Annotated in this window: 22 protein-coding genes; 13 read left to right on the top strand and 9 right to left on the bottom strand. The window is 71.2% G+C overall.

The window, feature by feature from the left end; genetic code table 11:
• Window positions 1-58: 58 nt before the first annotated feature.
• The 3 genes from LJ657_RS04480 to LJ657_RS04470 all read right to left on the bottom strand — a co-directional run bounded on the left by LJ657_RS04480 (window position 59) and on the right by LJ657_RS04470 (window position 5,332).
• Window positions 59-4,141 carry a bifunctional nitrate reductase/sulfite reductase flavoprotein subunit alpha gene (locus LJ657_RS04480; RefSeq protein ID WP_232646893.1) on the bottom strand — a complete coding sequence of 1,361 codons (4,083 nt, stop codon included), beginning with the start codon at window positions 4,139-4,141 and terminating at the stop codon, window positions 59-61.
• Window positions 4,142-4,313: 172 nt separating this feature from the next.
• The gene (locus tag LJ657_RS04475) at window positions 4,314-4,760 is read right to left on the bottom strand and encodes a hypothetical protein (RefSeq protein ID WP_232646892.1); all 447 of its coding nucleotides are present in this window, start codon (window positions 4,758-4,760) and stop codon (window positions 4,314-4,316) included.
• Window positions 4,761-4,795: 35 nt separating this feature from the next.
• The gene (locus LJ657_RS04470) at window positions 4,796-5,332 is read right to left on the bottom strand and encodes a DUF2231 domain-containing protein (protein ID WP_232646891.1); all 537 of its coding nucleotides are present in this window, start codon (window positions 5,330-5,332) and stop codon (window positions 4,796-4,798) included.
• Window positions 5,333-5,437: 105 nt separating this feature from the next.
• On the opposite strand from LJ657_RS04470, the gene LJ657_RS04465 reads away from it, so the two are divergent.
• From LJ657_RS04465 to LJ657_RS04440, 6 genes are all read left to right on the top strand, one after another.
• The gene (locus LJ657_RS04465) at window positions 5,438-6,091 is read left to right on the top strand and encodes a helix-turn-helix transcriptional regulator (protein WP_232646890.1); all 654 of its coding nucleotides are present in this window, start codon (window positions 5,438-5,440) and stop codon (window positions 6,089-6,091) included.
• Between the two features lie 252 nt (window positions 6,092-6,343).
• Window positions 6,344-6,958 carry a hypothetical protein gene (locus LJ657_RS04460; protein ID WP_232646889.1) on the top strand — a complete coding sequence of 205 codons (615 nt, stop codon included), beginning with the start codon at window positions 6,344-6,346 and terminating at the stop codon, window positions 6,956-6,958.
• The gene (locus LJ657_RS04455) at window positions 6,955-8,289 is read left to right on the top strand and encodes a copper resistance CopC/CopD family protein (RefSeq protein WP_232646888.1); all 1,335 of its coding nucleotides are present in this window, start codon (window positions 6,955-6,957) and stop codon (window positions 8,287-8,289) included. Before LJ657_RS04460 ends, LJ657_RS04455 begins: the two co-directional genes overlap by 4 nt.
• A gap of 60 nt (window positions 8,290-8,349) precedes the next feature.
• Window positions 8,350-9,378, top strand: a complete 1,029-nt coding sequence (locus LJ657_RS04450; protein ID WP_232646887.1) for a cupredoxin domain-containing protein — start codon at window positions 8,350-8,352, stop codon at window positions 9,376-9,378.
• Between the two features lie 134 nt (window positions 9,379-9,512).
• On the top strand, window positions 9,513-10,028 hold the full coding sequence (locus LJ657_RS04445; protein ID WP_232646886.1) for a hypothetical protein: 516 nt from the start codon (window positions 9,513-9,515) through the stop codon (window positions 10,026-10,028).
• Entirely contained in the window at window positions 10,016-10,693 is a 678-nt protein-coding gene (locus LJ657_RS04440) for a cupredoxin domain-containing protein (RefSeq protein ID WP_232646885.1), read from the top strand. The genes LJ657_RS04445 and LJ657_RS04440 overlap by 13 nt, the downstream gene beginning before the upstream one ends.
• A gap of 18 nt (window positions 10,694-10,711) precedes the next feature.
• Here LJ657_RS04440 and LJ657_RS04435 read toward each other — a convergent pair whose 3' ends face one another.
• Complete coding sequence (locus LJ657_RS04435; protein WP_232646884.1) at window positions 10,712-10,984, bottom strand: hypothetical protein; 273 nt, start codon at window positions 10,982-10,984, stop codon at window positions 10,712-10,714.
• A 335-nt stretch (window positions 10,985-11,319) separates the two neighbouring features.
• Here LJ657_RS04435 and LJ657_RS04430 point away from each other — a divergent pair, with 335 nt between their 5' ends.
• The gene (locus LJ657_RS04430) at window positions 11,320-11,757 is read left to right on the top strand and encodes a Fur family transcriptional regulator (protein WP_232646883.1); all 438 of its coding nucleotides are present in this window, start codon (window positions 11,320-11,322) and stop codon (window positions 11,755-11,757) included.
• A 23-nt stretch (window positions 11,758-11,780) separates the two neighbouring features.
• Window positions 11,781-13,973, top strand: a complete 2,193-nt coding sequence (katG, locus tag LJ657_RS04425) for a catalase/peroxidase HPI (protein ID WP_232646882.1) — start codon at window positions 11,781-11,783, stop codon at window positions 13,971-13,973.
• Between the two features lie 35 nt (window positions 13,974-14,008).
• On the opposite strand, the gene LJ657_RS04420 is transcribed toward katG, so the two are convergent.
• Window positions 14,009-14,671: a restriction endonuclease gene (locus tag LJ657_RS04420; RefSeq protein WP_232646881.1), complete on the bottom strand. Its 663-nt coding sequence runs from the start codon at window positions 14,669-14,671 to the stop codon at window positions 14,009-14,011.
• 289 nt (window positions 14,672-14,960) lie between these two features.
• Between LJ657_RS04420 and LJ657_RS04415 the strand changes: the two genes are divergently transcribed.
• The 3 genes from LJ657_RS04415 (at window position 14,961) to LJ657_RS04405 (ending at window position 17,249) form a co-directional block, all read left to right on the top strand.
• Window positions 14,961-15,407 carry a hypothetical protein gene (locus tag LJ657_RS04415; protein WP_232646880.1) on the top strand — a complete coding sequence of 149 codons (447 nt, stop codon included), beginning with the start codon at window positions 14,961-14,963 and terminating at the stop codon, window positions 15,405-15,407.
• A gap of 97 nt (window positions 15,408-15,504) precedes the next feature.
• Entirely contained in the window at window positions 15,505-16,425 is a 921-nt protein-coding gene (locus tag LJ657_RS04410) for a DUF8832 domain-containing protein (RefSeq protein WP_232646879.1), read from the top strand.
• Window positions 16,426-16,913: 488 nt separating this feature from the next.
• A complete protein-coding gene (locus LJ657_RS04405) occupies window positions 16,914-17,249 on the top strand; it encodes a hypothetical protein (protein WP_232646878.1) in 336 nt (111 codons plus the stop codon).
• A gap of 141 nt (window positions 17,250-17,390) precedes the next feature.
• On the opposite strand, the gene LJ657_RS04400 is transcribed toward LJ657_RS04405, so the two are convergent.
• Window positions 17,391-18,149 carry an SDR family NAD(P)-dependent oxidoreductase gene (locus LJ657_RS04400; protein ID WP_232646877.1) on the bottom strand — a complete coding sequence of 253 codons (759 nt, stop codon included), beginning with the start codon at window positions 18,147-18,149 and terminating at the stop codon, window positions 17,391-17,393.
• Window positions 18,150-18,506: 357 nt separating this feature from the next.
• On the opposite strand from LJ657_RS04400, the gene LJ657_RS04395 reads away from it, so the two are divergent.
• Window positions 18,507-19,172 carry a DUF4097 family beta strand repeat-containing protein gene (locus LJ657_RS04395; RefSeq protein WP_232646876.1) on the top strand — a complete coding sequence of 222 codons (666 nt, stop codon included), beginning with the start codon at window positions 18,507-18,509 and terminating at the stop codon, window positions 19,170-19,172.
• Window positions 19,173-19,336: 164 nt separating this feature from the next.
• Window positions 19,337-20,152, top strand: a complete 816-nt coding sequence (locus tag LJ657_RS04390; RefSeq protein ID WP_232646875.1) for an alpha/beta fold hydrolase — start codon at window positions 19,337-19,339, stop codon at window positions 20,150-20,152.
• 202 nt (window positions 20,153-20,354) lie between these two features.
• Here LJ657_RS04390 and LJ657_RS04385 read toward each other — a convergent pair whose 3' ends face one another.
• The 3 genes from LJ657_RS04385 to LJ657_RS04375 all read right to left on the bottom strand — a co-directional run bounded on the left by LJ657_RS04385 (window position 20,355) and on the right by LJ657_RS04375 (window position 23,299).
• Window positions 20,355-21,602 carry an MDR family MFS transporter gene (locus LJ657_RS04385; protein ID WP_232646874.1) on the bottom strand — a complete coding sequence of 416 codons (1,248 nt, stop codon included), beginning with the start codon at window positions 21,600-21,602 and terminating at the stop codon, window positions 20,355-20,357.
• Window positions 21,599-22,726 carry a PLP-dependent cysteine synthase family protein gene (locus tag LJ657_RS04380; protein WP_232646873.1) on the bottom strand — a complete coding sequence of 376 codons (1,128 nt, stop codon included), beginning with the start codon at window positions 22,724-22,726 and terminating at the stop codon, window positions 21,599-21,601. Before LJ657_RS04380 ends, LJ657_RS04385 begins: the two co-directional genes overlap by 4 nt.
• A 129-nt stretch (window positions 22,727-22,855) precedes the next feature.
• Window positions 22,856-23,299, bottom strand: a complete 444-nt coding sequence (locus LJ657_RS04375; RefSeq protein WP_232646872.1) for a hypothetical protein — start codon at window positions 23,297-23,299, stop codon at window positions 22,856-22,858.
• Between the last annotated feature and the right edge of the window lie 934 nt (window positions 23,300-24,233).

The raw sequence follows: 24,233 nt of genomic DNA, 5'->3' as shown, positions 1-24,233 counted from the left end.
CCGCCCACTGTGCTGCCGTACCCGCCAGTTCCCGCATGGAACCAGCGTAGTCCGCAGGTCAGTACACGTCCCTGACGTAGCGCTTCTCGCTCGCGAGCTGCTTGGCGTACGCCGCCGCGCCCGCCTCGTCCAGGCCGCCGTGCACGACGGCGATGTCCTTGAGCGCCTGGTCGACGTCCTTGGCCATGCGGGACGCGTCGCCGCAGACGTAGAAGTGGGCGCCGTCCTGGAGCCAGGACCACAGCAGCGGACCGTGTTCGCGCATCCGGTCCTGGACATAGACCTTGGCACGCTGGTCGCGGGAGAAGGCGGTGTCCAGGCGGGCCAGGGTGCCGTCGGCGAGGAAGGCGGTGAGCTCCTCCTCGTAGTAGAAGTCGCTCGCCCGGTGCTGTTCGCCGAAGAACAGCCAGTTGGGGCCCCGGTGGCCGAGGGCGCGGCGCTGTTCCAGGAATCCGAGGAAGGGGGCGACTCCGGTGCCGGGGCCGACCATGACCATCGGGGTGGCGGGATCGGCGGGCGGGCGGAAGTGCGCGGAGCGCTGGACGTGGACCGGTACGGGGGTGTCCTGCTCGGCGTCGGCCAGGAACGGGGAGCAGACGCCCTGGCGGGGGCGGCCGTGCAGGTTCTCGTAGCGGACGACGGAGACGGTCAGCGAGACCAGGTGGGGGTCGGTCAGCGGGCTGGACGATATGGAGTACAGCCGGGGCTGCAGACGTCCCAGCGCGTCGGCCCACTCCTGAGCCCCGGCCCTGACCCGGTGCTCGGCGACCACGTCCACGGCCTGCCGCCCCCAGGACCACTTCGCCAGCTCGCCCTTGTTGTCGGGGCGCAGCAGCTTCTTCAACTCCCGTGGGTCGCGGGCCCGTTCGGCGACGAAGCGGAGGAGGTCGGGGCTGATGCGGGTGATGTCGAGGTGCCGGAGCAGGGCTTCGCCGAGGGGGACCTGGCCTGCGCCCCTCACCTCGACCGCCGCGTCCGCGTCCAGGCCGGTGGCGGTCAGCCACTCGCCCACCAGGTCACGGGAGTTGAGGGGACGGACGCCGAGTGCGTCGCCCGCCTCGTAGAGCAGCGGGGTCTCGCTGTCGCGGGTGTCGAAGGTGAACCGGCGGACCTCCTTGCCGGCGCCGGGGAGGCTCAGCAGACGGTTGCCGGTGAGGCGGGCGGTGACGGGGGCGGGTTTCCTCGTCCGCGGGGCGGGGGCGGCCGGCTCCGCCGGAGCGAGGGCGGGCCGTTCCGGCGTGCCGGACAGGGCCGTGAGCACCTGGTCCAGCCAGGCGTGCGCCGCGTCCTCGTAGTCGGGCTCGCAGTCCGTGCGCGGGGCGAGGCGCAGGCCGCCGAGCTCGTCGAGGCGCTGGTCGAGGCGGCGGCCGTGGCCGCAGAAGTCGTCGTAGGAGGAGTCGCCGAAGGCGAGCACGGCATAGCGTCGCCCGTCCATGCGCAGGGTGTCGGACGCGGCCAGGGTCTCCCAGAACCCGCTGCCGTTGTCGGGCGCGTCGCCGTCGCCGAAGGTGCTGGTGACGAGGAGCAGGTCGGCGCCGGAGGGCAGTGCGGCGGGGTCGGCCTCGTCCATGCCCAGCAGGGACGCGGCGTGCCCGTCGGACGTGACCCGCTCGGCTATGGCGCCGGCGAACTCCTCGGCGTTGCCGGTCTGCGAGGCCCAGAGGATCACGACCTCGCGGCCGGGTGCCGAGGTGGTCCGTACGGCCGTTTCGGCGGCCCGCGAGTACATGCCGGCCAGCACCCCGTTGACCCACAGGGCGTGCTCGGGGCTGAAGGGCGCGGAGGGCGGCAGCACCGGCACGCCCGGGGCGCCGGACGGGATGCCTGCGAGGAACCCGACGAGGTACTGACGTTCCTGCGCGGTGAGCACGGGCGGCGGGACGGGCGCGAGCCCGAACGGATCGGAAGCGGGAACCGCGACCGGTGCGACCTCGGCTTCCGCTGCCACGCCCGGCGTTCGCACCGTCACCGGAGTCGACACCTTGGTCAGCGACACCGCGCACACCTTCAGCTCGGGCTGGAAGGACAGCGGGTCGACGGCGTCGCTCGTCACGGCGTTGACGCTCAGGTACTCCCCGAACAGGTCGTTCCAGTGGAACGGCGCGAAGCAGCTCCCGGGCCGCACCCGGTCGGTGACCACCGCGGGCAGCACGGCCCGTCCGCGCCGCGAGGCGACCTCCACCGAATCGCCGTCGGTGATGTCGAGTGCGGCGGCGTCCTGCGGGTGGAGCTCCACGAACGGCCCGGGGTTGAGCTTGTTCAGCTTGGCCACCTTGGCCGTCTTGGTCAGCGTGTGCCACTGGTGCTGCAGCCGGCCGGTGTTCAGTACGAACGGGTAGTCGTCGTCGGGCATCTCGGCGGCCGGGAGGTGGGGGCGGGCGAAGAAGGCGGCACGGCCGCTCGCGGTGGGGAAGGTGGGGGCGCCGTCCTCGTTCACGTACCGGACGGGGTTGCGGTCCGGCCCGTCGTCACTCGCGGCGGGCCACTGCACGGGGGTCTCCCGCAGCCGGTCGTAGGTCACCCCGCGCAGGTCCCAGCCGGTCTTCGGGTTCCAGGCCCGCTTGATCTCCTCGAAGATCTCCTCGGCGCTGTCGTACGAGAACCCCTTCTCGTAGCCCATCTCCCGTGCGACGGCCGCGATGATCCGCCAGTCCGCCGTGGCCTCGCCGGGCGGGTCGGCGGCGGGCTGCGCGAGGGTGAGGTTGCGCTCACTGTTGATGAGGACGCCCTCGGTCTCGGTCCACAGGGCGGCGGGCAGGACGACGTCGGCGTAGGCGTTGGTCTCGGTGTCGGCGAAGACGTCCTGGGTGACGACGAACTCGGCGGCCTCCAGGCCCTCGATGACCGTCCTGCGGTTGCCGACGGAGGCGACCGGGTTGGTGCAGATGATCCAGCAGGCCTTGATCTCGCCGTCGGCCATCTTCCGGAACATCTCGACGGTGCCCTTGCCGACTCCGTCGGCACGGATGCTGCCGGGTTCCAGTTCCCACAGCTCCTCCACGAACGCCCGCTCCTCGTCGACGAGCACGGACCGCTGGCCGGGGAGACCTGGGCCCATGTAGCCCATCTCGCGGCCACCCATGGCGTTCGGCTGGCCGGTGAGGGAGAACGGGCCGCTGCCCGGACGGCAGATCGCACCCGTCGCCAGGTGCAGATTGACCAGGGCGTTGGTGTTCCAGGTGCCGTGCGTGGACTGGTTCAGGCCCATGGTCCAGCAGCTGGTCCACTCCCCCGCCTCGCCGATGAGCCGGGCGGCCTCCCGGATGTCGTCCTCGGGGATGCCGGTGATGTCGGCGACGGTGGCGGGCGGGTAGTCGGCGAGGAAGGCGGGCATCTCCTCCCAGCCGTCGGTGTGGCGGGCGATGAACTCGGGGTCCGTGTGCCCGTTCTCCTGCAGGAGGTGCAGCAGACCGTTCAGCAGGGCCAGGTCGGTTCCCGGCTTGATCTGCAGGAACAGGTCGGCCTTCTCGGCGGTGGCGCTGCGGCGCGGATCGACCACGATCAGCTTGGCGCCGGCCGATTTCACCCGTTCCATCATCCGCAGGAAGAGGATCGGGTGACAGTCGGCCATGTTGGAGCCGATGACGAGGAAGAGGTCGGCCCGGTCGAGGTCCTGGTACGAGCCGGGCGGTCCGTCGGCGCCGAGGGACAGCTTGTAGCCGGTGCCCGCGCTGGCCATGCACAGCCGTGAGTTCGACTCGATCTGGTTCGTCCTGACGAACCCCTTGGCCAGCTTGTTGGCCAGGTACTGCGCCTCCAGGCTCATCTGTCCGGAGACGTAGAAGGCGATCGCGTCCGGCCCGTGCTCGTCGACGATCTCGCCAAGGCGCCGGGCCGTCTCCCTGACGGCCGCGCCGACGGCGTCCGGCACCGGCTCCTCGCCCCGCTCGTGCCGCACGAGTGCCGTGGTCAGCCGCCCGGGAGCGGCGAGCAGGTCGGCGGTGGTCGCGCCCTTGGTGCACAACCGGCCGAAGTTCGCGGGGTGCTCCTTGTCGCCGGACGCCTTCAGGACCGTACGGCGTCCGTCCGGTCCGAACCCGATGTCCAGCACGATGCCGCAGCCCACCCCGCAGTAGGAGCAGACCGTCCGCACCTTCGGCGCCGTCGTCGTGTTGGCGTTCCGCGAGTCCGGCGCGGCCACGGGCACCCCCTGCCTCTCATGATCGTCCCGTACGGGTGGAGCTTTTGTGACGGTACGAAATGCCCATTACGCGGGTGTCTCCTGGGCCGGTCATCAGGGGTTACGCCGGGCGCACAGGAACGGGGCGGGCGGTGTGAGAGGTCTTCCGGGAAGCGGTTCGGGGCGTGAGAGGTCAGCTGCCGACTCCGATGGCGGCAAGCAGCACGAGGACCAGGGTGGTCGCGCCGAGCAGGCCGTGGGCGGCGACGACCGGCACGGGCAGGTGCCGTTCGGCGGGCGTCATCGCCTCGGTTCCGGCAGGGGCCATCACATCGGTTGCGGCGGGGGCCGCGCGGTAGACGGGGATCCAGCGGGCGAGCAGGGTGAAGCCCAGCAGGGCGACGGCGACGAGCACGCCGAAGGACGTCCAGGCCAGGGCGGTCTTGTCGGCGGCGAGGTAGACGATCCAGACCACCAGTCCGGCGGCCGCCAGCAGGAAGTGGCCGAAGACGAGCGGCGCCGGGAAGCGGGTGGTCCTGGTCTGCTGCTGGCGCAGCCCGCCGCCGGAGATCCAGCGGACGAGGAGGACGAATCCGCCGAGGGCGGTGACGATCCAGGCGACGAGAGCGGCGATGTCCATGTCCGGCTCCGGTGGCTCGGGCCCAGTGGTTCTGATCAGGGCGTCGTACGGGTGCCGCGGTAGCCCTCCGCCTGTACGGACTCGGCGGCCACGCGGACGCCGTAGCGGTACGCGAGCTTGCCGCCGAGGTATCCGGAGACGCCGAGGGCGGCCAGGGCGACGGCGGAGAGTGTCAGCTGCCCGTTGCCGACGCTCTGCCCTCCCGCGTAGCCGTCGCCCTGGCGCCAGGCGAAACCGGCCGCGTACGCCGCGGTCACGGTGAGGTTCAGCGCCATGTGCACCAGCGCCGTACGGAATGCCGGTGTGCCGGTGGGGATGGCGAACAGGTCGAGGAAGCCGACGCTCGCCGCGGCCAGGGCGCCGAGCACACCGATCGCGATCAGCCAGGCCGAGCCGTGGGTCAGGAAACCCGGCCGGTCGACGATCTTGGAGGCGATGTCGAAGACCAGGCTGCACACCCAGGCCCCGATCGGCACGGTGACCAGGATCGGATGGAACGGGTGCCCGTACGGCCCCGCCAGCGCGCCGCTGACCGGCTGCTTCGCCTGACGCAGATCACTGTCGACGGTCATGGGCCACCTCGCCTGAGAGGTATTTCACCAACAAGTGTTGGTCTTATTCGCGCGGAGGTCAACCGCGAACGCCCGAGTACCCCGAATCGGAGTTACGGTGAGCCCGTGACCTCCGGCTCCGACCCCATCTCCGCGCTCGCCGTCCTCGGCGACGAGTCACGGCGCCGGCTGCTGGACTTCGTACGGCGGGCCCGGCGGCCGGTGACCCGTGAGGAGGCCTCGGCGGCCATCGGGATCTCCCGCAAGCTCGCCGCCTTCCACCTCGACAAGCTGGTGGCGTCCGGCCTGCTCCAGTCCCGGCACGGCGGCCACGGCCCGCGCCGGGTCGGCCGCGCGCCGAAGGTGTACGAGCCCACCCCGCACACCCTCTCCCTGAGCCTCCCTCCGCGCCGCCACGAACTGCTGGCCTCGCTTCTGACCGAGGCCCTGACGGCGCAGAAGCAGGGGGAGAACGCGCAGGAGGCGGCTCTGCGCGTGGCCGGGGAAAGGGGCGAGGCCGTGGGCACCGAGGCCCGCGCCGACGACATCGTGGCCACCCTGGAGTCGCTAGGGTTCGAGCCGGCCGACGAGGGAGCCGGCCGCACGGTGCTGCACAACTGCCCCTTCCATCCGGTCGCCGCACAGGCACCGGACCTGATCTGCGGCATGAACCACGCCTTCCTGTGCGGCTATCTCGCGGCCTCCGGCCATCCCGAGACGACTGCCGTGCTCACGCCCCAACCGGGAATCTGCTGCGTCGAGTTGCACACCGACCGCTGAGGACAGGAAAGGGCCGGCAAGGACCGGCAGGGAAATGCCGTGTGCGTTCGAATTCACGGTCCCTTCGTTTTCTCCACGGAATACCACCGGAATGCAATGCGTGCATTGGGGCGGGGAGGTCCGTTCTCACAGTCACCCCCCGGCCGGAAATGAGGCAACGAAACGACCGATTAACTGACGCGTAGCGGACGGGAATCGTCACACGGGTGCACTCCTGGTCACCGTCATCCACGCACAGCGTCAGGAGGGACCGTGTCCCCCTTTGCCAGGGCGTCCTGGCCGGCAGACCATCGCGACGAGATCGTCGCGGGCACGCTGGTCGCGGCCGTGGTCGTCGTACTCGGATACGCCTCGGGCATCGGCGCCCCGGCGCCGACGACCATCGACACCGCGTCCCCGCCGGCAACCGAGACCTCCGCACCGCCGCACCAACCCACGGCCCGCTCCGCGACCGGGCCTCCCGACACCGCCGCCGGGAATTACGGCTCCGTCCCGGCGGGCGGCTATTGGCCGGGCGGCAGCGACTCCGGAATTCCCGTGCCGGGCGGAATGCCGTCCGCAGGCGGGGAGGGCGGCCACGATCACGGTACGGGCGGATCGGGGGGCGGACCCACCACCGGCCCGTCGCCCTCTCCGACACCCTCGCCCTCGCCCTCGGACGACTGCCCCGAGGGTGAAGTCCGCCTCGTGCAGCCGCTGCTGAACGGCGTGGCCACTTCGGTCACCGGCCTGCTGGGCGGGCTCCTGACCCCGGCCTCGCCGAGTCCGTCACCCTCCCCCTCCTCGTCGTCGCCGACCGGCACCCTCTCCTCGCTGTGCGTCGGTATCGCCGCCTCCCCCTCGGTCATCCCGGAGGTGCTCCCGTGAGACGCCGCACCCCGTCCCTGCTCGCCCTGCTCCCGACCGCGCTCGCAGCCCTGCTGCTCGCCGCGTCCCCCGCCTCGGCCCACACGGAGCTGAAGTCCTCCACCCCGAAGGACGGCGCCCGGCTCGTGCACACCCCCGCCACCGTGCGGCTCACCTTCAGCGAGCCGGTCGAACCGGCGGACGTGCACATCAAGGCGGCCGGCAAGCAGCTGCCCGTGTCCCGGGGCGACCACGGCAACGATGCCATCGAGGTCACCGTCCCGAAGCTCTCGGAGAAGGAACAGAGCAAGGACCGGGGCGACCTGACCCTGGTCTGGCACGTACTTGACATGGAGGACGGGCATCTCACGGCCGGGACGCTCTCCTTCCGCCTCACCGCGAAGACGGGACACCCGGCCGAAGCAGCGGCGATCCCACAACCGTCCGAGGCGGTGCACTCCGCCTGGGTCGCCGCCCGCTGGGCCGGCTATCTCTCCCTCGCCCTGTTCGTCGGCGGCCTGGCGTTCCTCGCGCTGCTCTGGCCGCAGGGCGCATGGGACCGCCGCACCCGCCGCGTCCTCACGCTCTCCTGGGCCACCGGCCTCGCGGCAAGCCTGCTCACACCCGGACTGCAGGGCGCGTACGGCACGATGGGCACCCTCGGCGACGTGTTCCGACCCGCCGCCTACACCGGCCTGTTGAGTACCGAGGTCGGCATCGTGGCCGCCTGCCGGGTGCTGATGTGGGTCCTCGCCGCCATCGCGCTGGCCGCACTGCTGCAGGGCGGTGACCGGGCCGCACGCTCGCCCGGCTGGCGCGTCGGCGCGCTCGCCGTCGGTCTCGGACTGCTGCGGACGACGAGCATGACCGGCCACAACTCCGAGGGCACGCACCCCGGTTGGGGCGCGGTGGCCGACCTGGTCCATCTGCTCGGAGTCTCGCTCTGGCTCGGCGGTCTGACGGTACTGCTGCTCGGGGTGCTGCCCCGGCGCCGTCCCGACGAGCTGTCGTCCGTCGTGTCCGGCTACTCCACGCTGGCCGGAGTGTCGGTCGCGGCGATCGTGGCGGCGGGGGCGGTGCTGACCTGGCAGGTGGTCGGGTCGTTCAGCGCCCTGTTCCACACCCGCTACGGGCAGCTCCTGCTGCTCAAACTCGCCGTACTGGCCGTGGTGTTGCTGATCGCCCAGCGCAGTCGCGGCTGGGTGAGAACGCGGCTCGACATCGCCGTACTGCTGCGCGGCGACCGCGCCACCGTACGGCCCTTCGTCCACTCGGTCGCGGCCGAGACGGGGCTCGTCCTCGTCGTTCTCGCCGCGACGAGTCTGCTGGTCACGTCCGCTCCCGGCCGCTGATCCGCACCCCTGTCCCACCCCCTCCCCTCACCAGGGGACTCACAAGGGAGAAGCACCACCATGCACACAGAGGAATCCACCGCACCCGCGCCGCATCACCGGCGCTCCCGTGCGGGCAACCGGGTGCTGCTGGCCACCGGCCTCGGCGCCGGCCTCGCCGCCGTCGCCGGCCTCGGCCTGCTCCAGGCGTCCGCCGGGGCCGCGACCCCGCAGACCGCCGCCCCGGCGGCCGAGGCGCAGTCGATGCCGGACATGAACCACTCGGCCACCAAGGCTGCGGCGGCCAAGTACACCATCGAGATCAAGAACTACAAGTTCGCCCAGCCGAAGCTGACGGTGAAGGTCGGCGACACCGTGAAGTGGATCAACGAGGACTCCGCTCCGCACACGGTCACCACCACCAGCGGCCCGGCCAAGTTCGACTCCGGGACCCTGCAGAAGGGCGACAGCTGGTCGTACACCTTCACCAAGGCCGGTACGTACCAGTACTACTGCGCGGTCCACCCGGACATGACGGCGTCGATCACCGTGGTCGCGAACAGCGGCGGCGGCTCGGGCGGTTCCACCGGGGGCGGCACGGGTGGCTCGACCGGAGGATCCACCGGAGGATCCACCGGCGGCTCGACGGGCGGTTCCACCGGCGGCGGCACGGGCGGCTCGACCGGCGGCTCCACGGGCGGCTCGACCGGCGGGGGCAGCAGCTCCGGCGGTACCGGTGGCGGGGGCGACGGCGGCGACTGCGTCAGCGTCCAGCAGGTCCTGCTGCCGATCCTGCAGCACATCGACAAGGCACACCTGGAGCAGTCCCCGGGCCAGCAGGTCCAGGACGCGCTCAAGCTCGACAGCTACCTCAAGATGCACACCGTCTGGCTGGAGTCGATCCTCACCCCCGCGGTGAACGGCACCGGCAGCGTCGCCGACGACACCCTCGGCGTGCTCCTGCAGCACATCGACAAGGCGCATCTGGAGGAGTCCCCGGGACAGCAGCTCGCGGACATCCTCAACCCCGACGCCTACGTGAAGATGCACACGGTCTGGGCCGAGCACCTGCTCGCCCCGACCGAGAACTACATCACCAACTCCTGCTGAGTCAGCTCCAGGTGATCAGCTCCTGCTGGCTTCCCTTCAGCAGGACGCGGCGGGCCGGCCGAGTCGCAGTCGGCCGGCCCGCCGCTCGCTCATTCTCCCCGCCCGTCACTCCGCTCGCCCATAGAGGTGCCGAGATGACCACCGAGACCCGCCCCACCGCCGTCCTGCCCCCGGCCCGTCCGGGCCCCGACTGGCTGCCCGACCCCGGCACGTACGGTGCCGCCCCGGACCGCTGCATCGTCGAACTGACCGCACGGTTCGGCCCGTTGACCACCCTGCGCCGCCGGCTCACCGCCCTGGACGCGACCCTCACCGTGGCGCCCGACTCCGACGACTGTGTGCTGAGCCTGGAGCTGGCCGGCCGGGCTCTGGGCGGCAGGGTGCTCACCTTCGTCAGTACCAGCCTCACTCCCACGGACCAGGCCACCCGGCTGCACGTCCCCGGCGAACTGGCCCTGGCCGGTGATCCGGCCCCGGCCCTCTTCGGCTTCCGTGTCGTCGAGCGCACCGCCGACCGGCTCCTGGTCCTCGGCACGCTCGGGCTGCCGTACCGCCCCCTGCGCCGTACGACCGGCCTCACTCTGCCCCGCATCCGTCCCGCAGACCGCATCCGGCTGCTCGTAGCCGCGGAGTTCACATGCCCCGTCTGACCGCCTTCCTCGGCGCCCTCTTCCTGGCGGGCGCCGCGCTCGTCCTGCCCGCTCCCGCGGTGCAGGCGGCCGCCGGCCACCAAGTCCTCATGTCCGGCTACGCGTTCTCGCCCCGCGTCCTGACCATCACCGCCGGGGACACGGTCACCTGGACCAACCAGGACCAGGCGCCCCACGACGTCGAGACCACCTCCGGCCCCGCCTCGGTCCACTCCCCGATGCTCAGCAAGGGCGGCAGCTGGAGCCACACGTTCACGACACCGGGCAGCTACGGCTACCTCTGCACCGTGCATCCGGGCATGACGGCCCAGCTCGTCGTGAAGCCGGCCGCCGCGCCCGCGCCCACCGTCCGACAGCATCAGCACCCGACGGCCGCCGCACCCACCACTCCGGCGATGCCGTCCTCCATGCACATGGGACACAGCGCCGAGGCCGCCGCCCCCGGAGCCGCCAAGACCCCGTCCCCCTCCCCCACGGCCTCCGCATCCGCCGCCCCCGCGGCGGCACAGCCACCCGTGGACGACGCCGCCTCCGCCACCCGTCCCCTCAGCCCCCTCCTGCTCCTCACCGGCGTCGTAGCAGGCGTAGCCGTCCTGTGCCTGCTCCTGGTCGGCTCCCGGTCGGCAGCCGCCGCGTCCCGGAACGAGGAGCCGGGTACGAGCTGACCTCGCGCCGGGCCGGCCTCACTCCCGGCGCAGCACCACCAGCACGACCAGGAGCACGGTCGCGCCCGCGCTCGCCCCGTGGGCGACGACCGCCGTCAGCGGAAAGTGCCGCTCGGCTGTCCGTCCGCCCCGGGAGTGCCGTCCCGAGCTGGGCAGCCAGCGCAGCAGCATCATGAACCCGAAGGCGGCGACGACCAGCACCACGGCGCAGGCCGCCCAGGCCGTGCCCCGGACCGCGCCCGCCCAGGTACGCCGTCCAGCAGGCCAGACCGGCGACGGCCAGCACGACATGCCCCATCACGAGCCACAGCGGCAGCCGCGTCACCCCCGGCGTGCGCTGCCGCAGGCCGCCATGGCGGATCCACACCGAGGCCAGATAGCCGCCGAGCCCCGCGGTCAGCAGCCACGCGCACAGAACGAAGACACCCACGCGTTCCAGCACAGCGCAGGGAACCGGCGCAGGCCGGACATCCATTCACTGATTCGCCCGTAGGCGTGAACAGTGGTGCGAATCCCTTGCCAGCCCTTGATCTGCGGGGATTCCCCCCGAGGTCATCGACCGGCCACCAAACCTGTCTCGTTCGTTTTCTTGAATCATTCGTGTTTGTGCGGGTAGCTTGGGTGCCATGACTTCACCCCGGACCCCGACCACCGCCGAGGAGCTGCGCGGTGCCGGCCTGCGGGTGACGGCCGCCCGCGTCGCACTGCTCGAGACCGTCCGCGAGGGTGACCACCTCGGCGTCGAGGCGATCGCCTCGGGTGTGCGCGACCGGGTGGGCCACATATCCCTGCAAGCCGTGTACGAGGCGCTGCACGCGCTCACCACGGCAGGACTCGTACGCCGCATCGAGCCGCCGGGCAGCCCGGCCCGGTTCGAGGGCAGGGTCGGGGACAACCACCACCACCTCGTGTGCCGGTCGTGCGGTGCCGTCTTCGACGTCGACTGCGCGGTCGGCCACGCCCCCTGTCTCACCGCTTCGGACGACCGGGGCTTCGCGATCGACGAGGCCGAGGTCATCTACTGGGGCCTGTGCCCCGACTGTTCCACCGCTCGCACGGCCTGAGCACCAAACCCGGAAGGATTCCCATGTCTGAGAACACCCCCGCCGAAGGGGCCAAGTGCCCGGTGGCGCACGACCGCGCCCTGCACCCCACCCAGGGCGGTGGCAACCGTCAGTGGTGGCCGGAGAAGCTCAACCTGAAGATCCTTGCCAAGAACCCCGCGGTGGCCAACCCGCTCGGCGAGGAGTTCGACTACGCCGAGGCGTTCAAGGGTCTCGACCTCCCGGCCGTGAAACAGGACATCGCCGAGATCCTGACGGACTCCAAGGACTGGTGGCCGGCCGACTTCGGGCACTACGGCCCGTTCATGATCCGTATGGCCTGGCACAGCGCGGGCACCTACCGCATCAGCGACGGCCGCGGCGGTGCCGGCGCAGGCCAGCAGCGCTTCGCCCCGCTGAACAGCTGGCCGGACAACGGCAACCTGGACAAGGCCCGCCGTCTGCTGTGGCCGGTCAAGAAGAAGTACGGCAAGAGCCTGTCCTGGGCCGACCTCATGATCCTCGCGGGCAACGTGGCGCTGGAGTCCATGGGCTTCGACACCTTCGGCTTCGGCGGCGGCCGCGAGGACGTGTGGGAGTCCGAGGAGGACGTCTACTGGGGTCCCGAGAAGGTCTGGCTCGACGACCAGCGCTACACCGGCGACCGCGAGCTGGAGAGCCCGCTCGGCGCGGTCCAGATGGGTCTGATCTACGTCAACCCCGAGGGCCCGAACGGCAACCCGGACCCGATCGCCGCGGCCCGCGACATCCGTGAGACCTTCCGCCGCATGGCGATGGACGACGAGGAGACCGTCGCCCTCATCGCCGGTGGTCACACCTTCGGCAAGACCCACGGTGCCGGCCCGGCCGACAACGTCGGCGCCGACCCCGAGGCCGCCCCGATCGAGGCCCAGGGCCTCGGCTGGAAGAGCACCTACGGCTCCGGCAAGGCCGGCGACGCGATCACGTCCGGCCTGGAGGTCACCTGGACCGCCACGCCGACCCAGTGGGGCAACGGCTTCTTCAAGAACCTCTTCGAGTACGAGTACGAGCTCACGCAGAGCCCGGCCGGCGCGAACCAGTGGGTGGCGAAGGACGCCGAGGCGATCATCCCCGACGCCCACGACGCGTCGAAGAAGAAGCTCCCGACGATGCTCACCACCGACCTGTCGCTGCGCTTCGACCCGGTCTACGGGCCGATCTCGCGCCGCTTCTACGAGAACCCGGCGGAGTTCGCGGACGCCTTCGCCCGCGCCTGGTACAAGCTGACCCACCGTGACATGGGCCCGAAGTCGCTGTACCTCGGCCCGGAGGTCCCGGCGGAGACCCTGCTGTGGCAGGACCCGCTGCCGCAGGCCGAGGGCGAGCCCATCGACGCCGCCGACGTCGCGGCGCTCAAGGCCAAGCTGCTGGAGTCGGGCCTGTCCGTGGCCCAGCTGGTGTCCACCGCGTGGGCGTCGGCCTCGACGTACCGCAACAGCGACAAGCGCGGCGGTGCCAACGGCGCCCGTATCCGTCTGCAGCCGCAGGCCGGCTGGGACGTCAACGAGCCCGACCAGCTGGCCCAGGTCCTCCGCGTCCTGGAGGGCGTCCAGGCGGAGTTCAACTCCGGCGCCAAGAAGGTCTCCCTGGCCGACCTGATCGTCCTCGGCGGCGCCGCCGCCGTGGAGAAGGCCGCCAAGGACGCCGGTCACGACGTCGAGGTGCCCTTCACCCCGGGTCGTGTGGACGCCACGGAGGAGCACACCGACGCGGAGTCCTTCGCCGCGCTGGAGCCCACCGCCGACGGTTTCCGCAACTACCTGGGCAAGGGCAACCGCCTGCCGGCCGAGTTCCTGCTGCTCGACAAGGCCAACCTGCTGGGCCTGAGCGCCCCCGAGCTGACCGTCCTCGTCGGCGGTCTGCGCGTCCTCGGCGCCAACTACCAGCAGACCGCCCACGGCGTCTTCACCGAGACCCCGGGACAGCTGACGAACGACTTCTTCGTCAACCTGCTCGACCTGGGCCACACGTGGTCGCCGGTCTCCGAGGACCAGACGGTCTTCGAGTGCCGCGACGACGCGACCGGCGAGGTCAAGTGGACCGGTACCCGTGCCGACCTGGTCTTCGGCTCGAACTCCGAGCTGCGCGCCCTCGCCGAGGTCTACGCGGCCGACGACGCGAAGGAGAAGTTCGTGAACGACTTCGTCGCGGCGTGGGTCAAGGTGTCGAACGCGGACCGCTTCGACATCGCCTGATCCGCACGGTCACCGGGCTCGGTCACTGAGCTCGTTCACTGAGCAAGGCCGCTGACGTCCGGGCCGTCCCGCATGGGGCGGCCCGGACGTCGCCTTTTCCGCCCGTACGTCTTCCGCCACCGCGCCAGGTGACGGGCATCGCCCTGCCCGGAGCCGCCGGCACCCATCAGCGAGGGCAACGAGGCACCGCTGTTCCACGCCCCCAGCAGGTCGCGGTTGACGGCGACGATGCCGTTCCTGACCACGACCTCCATGGCCCGCCTGCTGAACCGGGTCGTGGTGACGAACACCGCGACGTCCGCCCCGAAGTGCACCCTCGACCCGAGCAGATCCCGCACCTCCCGGCTGGCGATGACGGCACTCGGCGCATACCGCTTGCACTGCACGACCATCGCCCGCCCGTCCGGCAACCGCCCGACCACATCGGCCCCTTGATCCCCCGATCCGCCCACCCGCCGCACCTCACGGCACACGTCGCGGCGGCACAGCCCTGCGACCAGCTCCTCGAACTCCGTACCGCTCATGCCATCCACCTCGGCCAACGACCGGTGCCCGGCCGCGACAGCGTCCTGCTGCCGCCACACCCGGTCCCGCCCGCGCAGGATCCGGTCCGTACGCCACAGCCACCAGCCCAGCCCGCCGAGAGCGGCCGCGGCGACGACCCCGACGACGTACATCCAGATCGCCGACCAGAACACGGCCGTTACCAGCAGTCCGACGAGGCCGGCCCCTGCCCGGCGCGAGAGCGCGTCCCGCCGCGCGGCCCGCCGCCTCTGCCTCTGCCTCTGCCTCTGCCTCTGTGGGCTCCTGCGTTGCGCTGTCATCCGCACCACCCCCGGTCTCTTCTCGGGAAGTGTGAACAGAGCGAGGACCGGCGGAAAGGTCGCATATCGGCCGTGACGGCCGGAACGGGCCCGCTTGCTGGCCGACGGCACTGGGATCTCGCCCCACGACATCGTCGTGCGCCCGGCTGCGTAAGGTGAACCCGTGACCGCCACGCAGCCCGCCCTGAGCACGGCCGGGGCCCGCCACCGCAGAGTGGTGCGGCCGGCCGTGCTGGTCGCGGTGCTGCTGGGGCTGTTCCTCATGCACGGCGGCCCGGCCGCGGCCGACGGTGGCTGCCACGGGGCCATGGCGGACGCGGCCGCCATGCACCCGGCACCGGCCACGGCGGCGGCGCAGTCGGCCGCCCGCTCCAGGACAGCGGAGGACAAAGCGACCGCCCGCGCGGACGAGACCATGCGGGGCGCTCTGTGCCTGGCCACCCCTCCTCGCTCAGGGATCCCGCTGCCGCCGCTCGCCACGGTCGCCCTGTTCCTCCCCGCCGCCGTCCTGCTGCCGCAGGCTCGGGGGGCAGACACCGGCACCCGCCGCAGGGGGCCGCCCACAGGCGGACGCGAACTGCTTCTCCAGGCGTGCATCGCACGGACGTGACGAGACCCCCGGGCACCGGCTCACCGCCGCGGCCCGGCGCAGGTCCCACGTTCGTCACTCGCGCCACCTCATGGCGCCCACCTGGAAAGACACACCCATGTCCAAGCGTTCCCGGACGTCCCGCCCTGCCCTCATGGCAACGGCCGCCACCGCGGCACTCACCCTGGCGCTGGCCGGCTGCGGCTCGAACACCGACTCCAGCCACAGCTCCGCCATGCCCGGCATGGACCACAGCAACACGCCGTCCCACTCCGCCTCGGCCGGCGCCATGGCGTCGATGCCCGGCATGGACACGGCCTCCACCGGCAACGGCCTGACCGCAGCGAAAGACGGCTACCGCATGACCTCCACCACCTCCGGCCTCCCCTCCGACCGGTCGGCCGACTACCGGTTCACCGTCACCGGCCCGGACGGCAGGCCGGTCACCGACTTCGCCGTCGACCAGACCCAGCGGATGCACTTCTACGCCGTCCGCACCGACCTCACCGGCTTCCAGCACCTGCACCCCACCATGGCGAAGAACGGCACCTGGACCGCGCCACTCGCAGCCCTGCAGCCGGGCACCTGGCGGCTGTACGCCTCCTTCACCCCGAACAGCGGCTCCGGCAAGGGCAAGCACCTCGTCCTGAGCCGCACCGTGAAGGTGTCCGGCATGCCGATGACCACGGCCCTGCCCAAGGCGTCCGGCACCACCACCGCCGACGGCTACACCATCACGGTGAAGGGCGGCCCGATGGCCGGCATGGCCCACCGGCTGACCACCACCATCACCAAGGACGGCAAGCCCGTCACCGATCTCCAGCCCTACCTGGACACCTACGCCCACCTCACCGCCTTCCATCAGGGCGACCTCGCCTTCGCCCACCTCCACCCGGAGACCAAGGCGGACGGCGACCACGGCGGACCCGCCCTCACCTTCCACGCGGAGTTCGCCCAGCCCGGAAACTGGCGGCTCTACCTGCAGTTCCGGACCGACGGCAAGCTCCACACCGCAGCCCTCACCCTCCACGTGAACTGACGCCTCACCCCGGCCCGTCCCCTCACCTGGGGGACGGGCCGACCAGGACCCGCGAACTCCCGGCACGGAGACCACTCCCGGCACGGAGACCTGTCTTCACCGGCCCCGCGTCGCCCGCACATGGCTCTGCCAGGGCCGCACCTCGCCCTGCCCGCTCACCTCGAAGCCCGCGTCCGCGTCCGCGTCCGCGATGAGCCTGTCAGCAGGTCCACCCGGTGGTGGTGGGCCATGGCGTGACCGCTCCGCCGTGCGCAAGTGCCCCGGACGCGGCGAGGCGAACCGGGGCTCGCCAACGAAGCTGCGCCCGCCCACGCCCGCTCCCGGCCCCGGGCTCCGGCACGGCCCCCGCCAAGCAGCCCAGGCGTCCACCGTCACCACCCGCAACCCCACCACCGGCACCTCCGTGCTGACCCCGGAGTACGACGACGCGGGCAACACGAAGACCCTGACCACCACCGGGGCCGGCACGGGCAGTCAGGGACCGATCCATGGTCCGCCCTTACGACCAACACCACGGTGAGGCGCTCGGCGCCCGACTGCACCTGCCCCTGGCCGAACGTAGCTGTCCCATCTGCGGCCACGTCGCGCTGCGCGACTACCACCACGGGTCGTACGGCCGGCCCGCTCCCTCATGGATCAACTGCCTGTGCTGCGGCAACTGCCACGCCTACTCATCGTCCTTCACCGCGGCTGAACGCAAAATGGTCGAGAGCGACCCGCCACTCGCGCAGTACGGAGACCAAGTCGACGAGGTCTTCCGCGACCCCGAGCGCCTGCTCAGGACGCTCGACGGCTACTGGAAGTCGGGAAGACGGTCCCAGTAGTCATCCCCCTCCTCGTCATCCTGCTCGCGCTGTCGCCAGACCTGCCATAAGCCATCCCGCACCGCTCCCGCGAACCGCTCGCCCAAGCCTCGATCGACCACGTCACCGGGGTCGCGCTGCGGGACTTTTGGTCGGCAGCTTCTAAGGAAAGAGCCGGCCCGCGCTCGGGTGGTCCTGGGCGCCGTCCACGCAGACGTTGGTGCCGTTGACCCCGCCGGCGCGGCCCGACAGGAGGAAGCACGCCACGTCCGCCACTTCGTGCAACTCGACCAGCCGTCCACGGGGGAAGTCGTCGCGGGCGAAGGCCTTGTACTGCTTGGGACGGTTGTCCCGGAACCAGGCCCAGCCTCCGCCCTCGAACATCACCGAACCCGGACTGAGCGCGTTCACCCGGATGTTGCGCGGGCCCAGCTCCTGGCCGAGTGCGGCGGCGAGGTGGATCTCCGCCGCCTTCGCAGAGGCGTACGACGATTTGGGGCCCGGCTTCCACCCGGTGATCGACGCCACTATGAGCGCACTGCCGCCCCCGCGCCGCTCGAAGTGCGGCACCGCGCTGCGGATGGCGTGGGCGGCATGCAGCACGTTCAACTCGTACGTCCGCAGCCAGTCCTCGGGCGTCGAATCCAGCAGCCCACCCCCGAACACACCGCCGGCATTGGCCACCAGCAGGTCGAGCCCGCCCATCTGCTCAGCCGCCTCGTCGACGGCCCGGGCGAGCGCGTCCGGATCCGTGACGTCCGCCTGGACCCCGGGCAGTCCTGACTCCTTCAGCCTTTCTGGATCCCGTCCGCAGACGGTGACCGCCGCCCCCTCTTCGTGGAGCGCCCGGCCGATGGCCAGCCCGATACCGCTGCTTCCCCCGGTGATGAAAGCTGCCTTCCCCGCAAGTCCCAGATCCACGGCGGCAGCCTGTCAGCAGACGCCGACACGAGCAACCCACTTGATCCCGCCGGTCCGGACTTGGCTGGGCGGTGCCGTTTGAGGTTGTTCCGGGTTTTGCGTGAAGGACGTCGCTGTCCCCTTCGTACGCCCCTTCTTGATGCCTCCACTCTAGCGTTCACTCCCATCCCATTGCAACGCGCAGCACAAGCGCGTTGCATTAGATTCTGAACCATTGCAACGTTTTATCGCCTACTACCTGCAATGACTGCCTTTCTACGCAACACCACTGTTGCAGGATCTATGAATGCAACGTAGCTTTCCATTATCAGAAACGGCGGGCCGACGGAGTGCCCGCCGCAGACGAAGGAGAGCACGATGCAGAAGTTCGACACCCCGGCCGCCGTCTCCGCCGTTCTCGACATCCCCGCGGGACGCATCCAGTTCATCGCCGCCGACCGGGCCGACACCACGGTCGAGGTCCGGCCCGCCAACGCCGCCAAGAGCCGCGATGTGAAGGCGGCGGAGCAGGTCGAGGTCACCTACAGCGAGGGCGTCCTGCGGATCGAGAGCCCGGAGGCGAAGAACCGGATCCTCGGCAACTCCGGATCCGTCGAGGTGACTGTCCAACTGCCCGCCGGCTCCTGCGTCGAGGCCAGGGCCGCGAGCGCTGAGCTCCGTGTCGTCGGCAGCCTCGGCGACGTCGCCTTCGAAGGCGCCTACCGCCAGATCAAGATCGACGAGGTCGCGAGCCTCCGCCTCACCACGGTCGACGGCGACGTCGAGGTCGGCCGGCTCGGCGGCCCCGCGGAGATCAGCACCGCACGGGGCGACATCCGCATCGCCGAGGCCGTGCGCGGCACGGTGACGCTGAGCACCCAGTCCGGCGACATCACGGTCGGCGCCGCCGCCGGTGTCTCCGCCGCCCTGGACGCCGGTACCGGCAACGGCCGCATCAGCAACGCGCTCAAGAACGACGGCACCGCCGGACTCGACATCCGCGCCACCACCTCCTCCGGCGACATCACCGCCCGCAGCCTCTGAACGAACCGAACCAGGACCATCCGGCCGGGCCCACCTCGATCGCGATCCTGTCGGTCGTCGCCGAGGACCCGGCCGTCCGTCCCGAAGAGCCTGCGATCCGCGCGCAGGACCCGGAGAAGCCGTACCAGACGCTCTCACCCGACCAGGGGAAACAGGGGAAACACATGACGAAGAACAGCACTTCCTCGACCCGCTCCAAGTGGACCGGCATGGTGCCGGTTGACGACACGGCCCTGGCCGTCACCGACACCGGCGGTCCCGGTATCCCTGTGGTCTACCTCAACGGCCAGTTCGCCACTCAGGGGTACTGGCGACGGGTCATCGCTGAACTGGGGACGGGGTGGCGGCACATCACCTACGACGAACGGGCCCGCGGCAAATCGAAGCGTTCCGCCAACTACTCCTTCGAGGCAGCCGTCCAGGACGTCGATGCCGTTCTCGCGGCCAGGAGCGTGGACCGGGCGCTGGTGGTGGGCTGGTCCTACGGGGCGGTCGTCGGGGCGCACTGGGCCGGCCGCAATCCGGAGCGCGCCTTGGGCGCGGTCCTGGTCGACGGCGCGTTCCCGTACGACTGGCTCGACGAGGCCATGGAGCAGCGGATCCGGAAGCTGTTCCGGCGGATGAGCTGGTTCCTGCCGCTGCTGCGCCCGACGGGCCTGGCCCCGCGGATGACCGCCGAACAGCAGGCGAACAGCAACATCGAGCTCGGCAGGCTCTCCCGCGAGCGCGAGCTGGGCCCCGTGCTGGACAACATCACCGTCCCGGTGCGGTATGTGGTCGCTTCGGGGACGTCCTTCGGAAGCCGCGGTCATGAGCAGGAACAGATACGCACCGGCCTCGATGCGGTGACCGCCCGCAACCCGAACATCCAGATCGGCGCGAAGGTCGCCAGCAACCACGGCGCGATCCTCAAGAAGGACTTCCCGGCCATCACCAAGGCCGTACGCGAGGTCGCCGGCCTCGACCACCGGGGATGCTGACGTCCTGACGAGCACACGGACCTCCACGCCGACCATCCACACCTGGTGGACGCCGAACGGGTGCGGGACGGCTGGCGTCACAGCCATCACCACCTCGCCGACGGTCTGCACGCGCATAGCTGAGGAAGCCTCGGTACGCCTCCCTCTTCCTGCACGACACCCCGGCGGAGGCCCCGGCCAGGCAGCCGGGGCCCGTTGGCCGTCACCCCGTCGCAGCCACCGTGGCCGGCCTCGGTGTGAGATACCCCGCGCGATGCAGCCGGGCCACCAGCCCGGCGCAGAGGAGCCCCGTGACGGCCAGCACCCCCCAGGGGAGCCAGCGCACACCCGTGTCGAACAGCGCCCCCACGGCCAGGTTCCCGAGCGAGACCGCGATGCCGGAGGCGGTGTTGTAGGCGCCGTAGTAGGTCGCGACCAGCCGATCGTCGGAGAGCCGTACGACGGTGTCCATCTCGAAGGGATAGAGCAGCGCGCCGCCCCAGGCCAGCAGCGCCGCGCAGAGCGCCAAGGCACCCACGCCGACGACGGCGTCGTACGACCTGGGCAGCAGCGGCAGGAAGGCCGCGCCCATCACCACCAGCCCGTACACGATGGCCCGCGGTCCGGACAGGGTCCGTTTCGCCCACGCCGTGAGCTTGAGCTGTCCGGACAGGGCTGCCAGCGCGGAGACGGCGAAGATCGCGCCGGTCACCAACCCGGTCCGATCACCGAAGAGTTCCCGGGCGCGGAGGGGGAGGGCGAGGTAGACCTGGAAGGCCAGGACGTACGAGCCCGACATGGCGGCGGCGAAGAGGAGGAAGGGCCGGTTGGCGGCGATGGTGCGCCAGTCGGCGGCCACCGCCCGCCAGGCCGGCTCCGCGCGTCGGTCGGTCGGCGGGCGGGCGGGCAGGGCGCGGGCCTGAAGGACGGCCAGCGTGCCGAAGATGAGCGCGGCGACCGCGCACACCGCGCCGAAGTCCCAGGTCAGCAGGGCCAGTCCGGCGAGCGGGCCGACGAGGATGCCTGTCTGGTAGAAGACGTTGAAGGCGGCGAACGCCTCCACCCGCCGCTCCTCTCCCGCTTCCGCGGCCAGATACGCCCGCACAGCCGGGTTGAACAGCGCACCCGCCAGGCCCGTCAGCGCCGAGGCCACGATCAGCACCGGCAGGCTGCCCGCCACCGCGAGCAGCCCGAAGGCGACCGTCCGCAGCGCGCAGCCGGCCAGGATCATCGGCTTGCAGCCGTAGCGGTCGGCGAGGGTGCCGCCGACCAGGAACATGCCCTGCTGGGAGAGGTTGCGCACGCCCAGCACCAGACCGACCGCCCAGGCCGCCAGGCCGAGGCCGTGGGAGAGGTGGTCGGCCAGATAGGGCATCAGCATGTAGAAGCCGAGGTTGATGGCGAACTGGTTGACCATCAGCAGACGGGCCGGCCGGTCGAAGGAGGCCACCTGGGCCCGCAGCCGCCTCATCGGACACCCTCCTTGGCCCGTGCCTCGCGCCCCAGCGGATCCCGAACCCGGCTGCACCGGGTCCAGCCGGACACCACGCACTCGTCCGGCTCGGCGATCTCGTCGGGCTCCGGCGGAGGTTCATGGCCGAGGAGCCCGTGGTCCTGGCACCAGGCATCGTTGTAGACGGTCTCCAGGTAGCGGTGCGGGCCATCCGGGAAGACGGCGATGATCCGGGTGCCTGCGGGATACGTCCGGGCCACCCAGCCTGCCACCAGCGCCACCGCCCCGACGCTCCAGCCGCCGGACGCGTAGTGACGGCGGGCGAGCTGACGGCAGGCCCATACCGCCTCGGCCGGGGCGACCCAGTGGACCTCGGTGAAGGCGTCGTAGTCCACGTTCGACGGGTAGATGCTGGAGCCGAGGCCCCGCATGAGCCGCGGCGCGGCGGGCTGGCCGAAGATCGTCGAGCCGACCGCGTCCACCCCGATCAGCCTCAGCTCGGGGCACCCCTCCCGTAGTCCCGCCGCGATGCCGGCGGAGTGCCCGCCTGTGCCCACCGCTGCCACCAGCACGTCTGCGCGGCCGAGTTGGGCGATGAGTTCGGCGGCCAGCGGGCGGTAGGCGGCCGTGTTGTCGGGGTTGTGGTACTGGTCCGGGCAGTACGCGCCCGGGGCGCCGTCCAGGAGCGCGGTGACGCGCTCGCGGCGGGCCCGCTGCCAGCCACCGTCGGGATGCGGTGCGGCCACCTGGTCGACGTGTGCCCCGAGTGCGGTGAGCAGGCGGACCATCGACGGCTCCATGCCGGAGTCGGTGACGACGGTGACCGGATGGCCGTACGTCAGTCCTGCCAGGGCCAGGCCGAGTCCGAGGGTGCCGCTGGAGGACTCGACGATCGGTGCATACGGCGCGAGGTCGCCGCGTCGCCGTGCCTCGCGGATCATGTGCAGGCCGGGGCGGTCCTTGATGCCGCCCGGGTTGGTGCCCTCCAGCTTCGCGTGGAAGCCGCGGCCCGGCGGGGCGAACGGCTCGTCGATCCACAGGACGGGTGTGTTGCCCACCAGGTGGGCCGGGCGGCGGGCGATCGGGGGGACGGGGGCGTCGGCCCCCACAGGGAGAAGGGATTCGAGCAGGGTGGGATCCATGAACGTACGGCTCCTTCACGCCCATCGGTCAGGTGGGCGCGGTGCTGGCGGTGCAGGGACGCGGGGGCACGCCGGACCGTGGGCCGCCGCCGTTTCAGCGCGGCCCAGGTGAGGGCGTGCGGGTCGTGCCTACTGCCGCCAGACGCAGTGCCGGGCGCATGCGGAGCGGCCGCCCGGCGGCCATGGAACACCGCCGTCCGGACCGTCGCGGCCGGGCGATGCGTACGTAACCGGTTGATCTACCTGATCGATGACCGGCTCGACAAACTGGGGGGCGTGGAGCGGGCCGTCAGCGGAGACTCGCACGCGGTCGACCGCGTGCTCGATGGTGTCCTCGAAGATCTCGTGGCGATGATCGTGGTCGGAGCCGATCGCTTTCGCCGCCTCCACCGACTCGGCCGCTGCGGTGGACTGCACCGCTCTCAAGGGCATGAGCGGCGTATGGGGACCGAGGAAGCCCGGGCCGTGCAGGGCGCCCAGCAAATGGGACGCCACCAGCAGGATGAACCCGATGAGCAGGACGGACGGCGCGGGACGACCCCGAACGCGGCTGCCGACCATCACACGGATCACACACAGAGCGTAATCGATTGATTACTCGCAATCGCAGTGCGACGCGGCACCCTCATCACCCGCCCATGCGTTCAGAGCCTCTGAACGCCCCAGAAAGCGAGGACAAGCAGGACCAACGCGGCCACATGAGCGAGCTGAGGAGGACCCGGACACCCGCGTGCCGCGCGTGCGCGTCGACAGAGTGACCTTCACCTCCGATCTACAGGCGCGGGTCGGCCACACCCGGTTCTCCGGGGACCGGCGGGTCGGGCCTGACAGTCCTGGGGCGTCCGTACGCCGGGACGCCAGGTGGAAGGTCTCCGCGAAGACCGCGTGCTCCCCGACGACGTACAGCAAGGACGTCCCTCAGGCTCCGATCTGCCGACGCCCACCGGTGCGGAGATGAGCGGCCGGCGGATCAGAACGGAGCAGTCCCCTCACCCAGGAAGGGCACGGACACGCCTTCCTCGTCCCCTCCCTGGGAGGCATACCGGAGACGGATGCGCCGCTCCTGGCCGTCCGACAGACGGAGGCGGACGTCCTCATCGCTGCGCAGGTCGTTGACCAGCGCAGACGGAATCCGATGAAGGATGCCGCCCCACGTGCTGGGGGCTTCAAGGAGAGGGACACCAAGGTCCACTTCTGCCGATACCCACCGATCCCCCACGATCAGTGTGGCGTCATCGCAGTAGACCCGACGTGTCATGCCTCCAGCCTGCGCCCACTGCACGCAGCCCACGACGCCGCCAGTGCGGGGACAGCCTGATCAGGCTCGCGCCGCCAGGGCGGCTGCCAGCGGTGGTGCCGCGAACTCCGTGCCGGCCGTGCACGAGCATGAGGCATTCCCTGATGCCGACTGCCGGACTCACGTGCGCGTTGGCACCGGCCGCCGCCGGCAGCTCCTCAGGCGGCGACGACTCAGTGACCGCGGACACGAACGGCGCCCCGAAGGCCG

This window comes from Streptomyces guryensis (assembly GCF_021261325.1).
Classification (GTDB): domain Bacteria; phylum Actinomycetota; class Actinomycetes; order Streptomycetales; family Streptomycetaceae; genus Streptomyces; species Streptomyces guryensis.
The sequence above is the reverse complement of the archived record's forward strand: the minus strand, read 5'-3'. Positions and strand labels throughout refer to the sequence as shown.